The 4176-nt window shown below is 46.1% G+C and carries 3 protein-coding genes; all 3 read right to left on the bottom strand.

The genetic code is table 11. The annotated features are described in order from the left end of the window. Positions 1 to 38: 38 nt before the first annotated feature. Positions 39 to 1166, bottom strand: a complete 1128-nt coding sequence (locus HMPREF1546_RS00390; protein ID WP_036631071.1) for a cysteine desulfurase family protein — start codon at positions 1164 to 1166, stop codon at positions 39 to 41. 67 nt (positions 1167 to 1233) lie between these two features. Continuing rightward, complete coding sequence (locus HMPREF1546_RS00385; protein ID WP_036631069.1) at positions 1234 to 2676, bottom strand: hypothetical protein; 1443 nt, start codon at positions 2674 to 2676, stop codon at positions 1234 to 1236. A 208-nt stretch (positions 2677 to 2884) separates the two neighbouring features. Then, positions 2885 to 3928, bottom strand: coding sequence for a LacI family DNA-binding transcriptional regulator (locus HMPREF1546_RS00380; protein ID WP_036631067.1), 1044 nt, complete (start codon positions 3926 to 3928; stop codon positions 2885 to 2887). Positions 3929 to 4176: the final 248 nt, after the last annotated feature.

Raw genomic sequence — 4176 nt, 5'->3', positions numbered from 1 at the left:
TGATTTGCAGTCGGCTTTTGACCAACAAAATCAATCGCTCATGCGCAAAAACCGGGGAACTGTTTCAATGTTTGGATGAACATGTCGACTTCTTCTTTGGTGTTATGCTTATTAAAACTAATTCGCAATGCGCCGCGAATGACAGATGGTGAATAATTCATGGCATTTAACACATGACTGGGAGCCCCTTTGGTGCAGGCTGATCCTGTGGAAAGATAAATCTGGTGCAGACTCAAGAAAGAGACCAGCTCATGGGATTCAATGCCGGGAAAAGAAACATTTAAGATAAAGGGAGAACTATCTTTCGGACTATTGATGTGAACAGTCGGGAATTCAGTGAGCAGCAACTGTAATAAATATTTTCTGATGTCAGAGACTTTTTCAGCATTGGAGGTCATGGAATATAGGGCACGGTCTGAAGCGAGACCAAAAGCACATGCAAGGGGAACGCTTTCTGTTCCGGGATTGACTTTTCCTTCCTGGCTTCCGCCGAACTCCAGAGGAAAAACCAAATCAGGGCGACGAAGGTATAGCGCACCAATTCCTTTTGGGCCATGAATTTTATGGGCGCTGGCAGAAATCATATCCACATCATAAACATGAAGTTTGAAAGGGAGCTTTCCAAACCCCTGTACGCAGTCACAGTGAATAAGGGTCTTTGGGTTTCGCTTTCGCACCCCATTTACGATTTCCTTAATAGGAAGAATTTCTCCTGTTTCGTTATTAACGAACATCACGCTTACCAGCACCGTATCGTCACGAACTGCATCAATAATATCCTGCGCAGCAATATGATGCGTATCTGGATTTGGCGCTACATAAGTTACTTGCCATCCGCCCGATTCCAAATACGCACAAGCTTTCAAAATGGAATCGTGTTCAATGGCAGTTGTTACAATATGCTTTCCCCAACGACAGGCGCGGGCCGCACCTTGCACCGCAATATTATTGCTTTCCGTGCCGCCCGAAGTAAAGTAGATATCGCCGGTTCTCGCCGCTATCATTTTAGCAATTTGGTTTCTCGCAATGCCAAGTTCCGTGTACGCCGAGGAACCGACTCCGTGAAGCGAAGACGGATTGCCAAATTGGCGGCACATTATTTCTACGGCGCGATCTGCAACCTCTGCATCCACACATGTTGTTGCACTGTTGTCAAAATATATCATTCTGTCCCTCCGCTCGGCAATTTGAGACAACGGCCTGCCAGTATATGGCAGGCCGTGTTTGGAAAGCTTATGCGCGCATGACCTCCAAGCCCAAAGCCTCGGCAGCTTCAGCAATTTGATCACCATAATCCCCATAAACAAGAGCGAAATGATGTCCCACATATTTCTGACAGTCGTGGAAATGCTTGGTATCAGCGACCTTGTAGCGGACAGCCAGTTTGCACTCCGGTACGAGGTAGTTGTCACAGCCTGTAATCTCGCCTTTGACGATCATGATTTTCTTCATATCAGGGCTGAGGTTGATTGCAGTGATGGTTTCTCCGACATCCTGCGCAAAATCATAACGCAGCGTAGTGCCCCAACCATCCATTGCAAAGGAAACCAGTTCCACAGGAAGAGCAGGCTTGTCATACCCTTTCATATAACGAGTGGGGACATCATGCAGGGTCCGGACCTCATTTTCTTCCGGATTCCAAACCAAGGTGTTACCCATATATGGAGCCGCGTTGGAGACAGCCATCAAGATGGCTTTGGAGATAACAGACCCGACATCTCCGGCACACGCTGCAGGAATACCATCTTCAGTCAAAATAGATTTGGCAAGACAGAAGGTAAACTTACGGGCATTGAGCTGTCTGGTGGCACAAACTTCAAAGCAGGGGATGGTAAAAGCATTGCAACCATGGTGCGCCATCAGCTTTTTGATTGCAACATAGAACTCCATATCATTTTTCACATATTCTGCCGGCATGTGGACACCTTTTGCAGAGGATACTAGTTCGTCGGCCATGTGAGAAGCCTCGGCTTTTTCTTCCGGAGTCAAGGCGTCAATCTCATCAAAAACCTGCTCTGCATTGATATGGGAAAAACGGGTGCCAAACTGTTGCGTAATACCATCGAGTGTCAGATAGGAGCTCTGGCAGCCGAAGGTCAGCTGTGCATTTTTCAGGGGGAAGAAAATCTTCAGGTTCTTCAGGAGCTTTTTCACACGGAGAACGTCTACTGCTTTTACGAAATCGTCCATGTAGCGGCAGGGATAAACATCTTTGCGGCCCATTGCCAGAAGATGTGCGCTCATGTCGACATCATCACAGGGAGAGTGGGATGCCTCGTGGGGGACAAAGGCGATTGCTTTGGCGGTACGACTTGCCAACTCCACAGTAAAGTAGCCGGAAATGCGCAAACCGCAGACGAGGTAGATATCCACTTTTTCGTCTTCGGCCAGAGCCTCTTCCCATACATTATCATGGATTACGAAGTCTTCGTTCCAGTGCAGCAGGGAGCCATCCAAGACCTCAACCTTTTTCGGATCTACTGCCTCATGAATGCGCTCAAGGAAGCGATTGTATTCTTTTTGGGCAACTTCCATGTCGGCTTCGGTCGTCAATGCATAACCCTGGCCATACCGGCACGGTCCTTGATATGCATGGATATGATACATGGTCCACAGGATGGGCTTGACAACGATTTTCTCTTCCAGAGGACTTTTGATTTCAGGAACGACGCTCATGATGATATCTCCTTTATCATGTTTTGAATGCGCATTCATTTTGTAAAATAAAAAAATACCGAATCATCCCCTCTGGTATTACGGTATAATTCCATTGATATGCTCGGTATCAATAGAAATGACTGCGCATTCATTTCTGGAATAAAATATATACCCCTTTCTCCTTACCTGTCAATATGAGAAAAACGCTGTTTTTGAGGCTTGGAATTTATGCATTTTGCTCGGCTTGATGCTTCCTCATTTGAGTTGAAGTGCGAATAATGAGTTTCATGGGGCGGATGATCTTCTTTTTCGGTGTTTCCGGTTCTGCAATCAATTGGAGCAACATTTCTACTGCGTCTCTGGCAAGCTGCGTAGTAGGCTGCGCAAGAGCAGTCATGGAATATCCCTGAAAATCACCAATAATGGGAGCGTCATATCCAGAGACTCCGATATCGAATCCCAAACGCAGAGATGTCTGCTGCCGGATGGCGTCGATTACGCCGAATCCGTTGATATCGCCACTGCAAAAGATTGCGTCAGGAACATCTTTCTGACTGAGGAGGAAGGTGCCTGCTTCCCAACCGCTCTTATAACTGTATGCCGCCGGAATAATCTGGCATTTATCAATTCCGTGTGCAATTAGCCCACTGAGAAACCCCTCTTGACGAGAGCGGAGATTCAAGTGTGGGCTTTTTTCTGCTGTGACATAGGCAAACCGCTGATACCCCATTGCCGTCAGATATTCAGCCATTTGCTCACCACTGTGAAAATGATTGCTTTGTACCATGCTTACTTCGGCATCCGGGAGATCACTGTTGAAGAGTATTACGGGCATACCCTTGCGAGTCCAGGAACCAGTGACATTCTGTCCAAGAACTGCGGAAGTGACAATTACACCATCAACCTGATATTGATACAGATTCTGCAGGAGATCGTTGATATTATCTGTCGGCGCTGAAGTAAATACCATTGTTCGCAGGTCGTACATTTGAAACACATTGGTTAAAATTTGGAGAATATGATAATGGAAAATATTATAGTTACTTGGAACTACGATGCCAATAATGCGGGACCGTCCGGATGCCATGGTTTGTGCAATGGCATTAGGAACATAGCCGAGCTCTTCTGCAGCCTCAAGCACCTTCTTTCGCGTTTTATCACGAACCAGTAATCGGCTATCCGGATTAAAAACTCTTGAGACTGTGGATTGCGATACGCCTGCACGGTTCGCAACATCAGTGGCTGTAACAAATTTCCCCCCAGTTGCCATTTAGCACCTCTTTTGGTATAGATGTTGTAAAATAATGCATTTCATATCCTTTACCTATATTATCAACGATAAGGAGCCCTGTCAATTATTAGCTAATGATAAATCTGGTGCTAGGAAAGACGATGTTGCTTTTCCAAATTTAGCACCGTAAAATAAGTAACGAGGGAAATAGAATGGCGAGCACCGGAAGGAGATAAAGAGACTATGATTGACGCGAAGAGCTTGATTGAGATGCTGGAGTCCTCTTA

Origin of the sequence: Oscillibacter sp. KLE 1745 (assembly GCF_000469445.2) — a bacterium.
GTDB classification, from domain to species: domain Bacteria; phylum Bacillota; class Clostridia; order Oscillospirales; family Oscillospiraceae; genus Oscillibacter; species Oscillibacter welbionis.
Note: the sequence above shows the minus strand (reverse complement) of the source record. Positions and strands in the feature narration are given on the sequence as shown.

What these genes read in the sequence shown, in the direction of transcription:
- HMPREF1546_RS00390 (WP_036631071.1), bottom strand. Translation starts at nt 1,166, where the DNA reads ATGATATATTTTGACAACAGTGCAACAACATGTGTGGATGCAGAGGTT.
- HMPREF1546_RS00385 (WP_036631069.1), bottom strand. Translation starts at nt 2,676, where the DNA reads ATGAGCGTCGTTCCTGAAATCAAAAGTCCTCTGGAAGAGAAAATCGTT.
- HMPREF1546_RS00380 (WP_036631067.1), bottom strand. Translation starts at nt 3,928, where the DNA reads ATGGCAACTGGGGGGAAATTTGTTACAGCCACTGATGTTGCGAACCGT.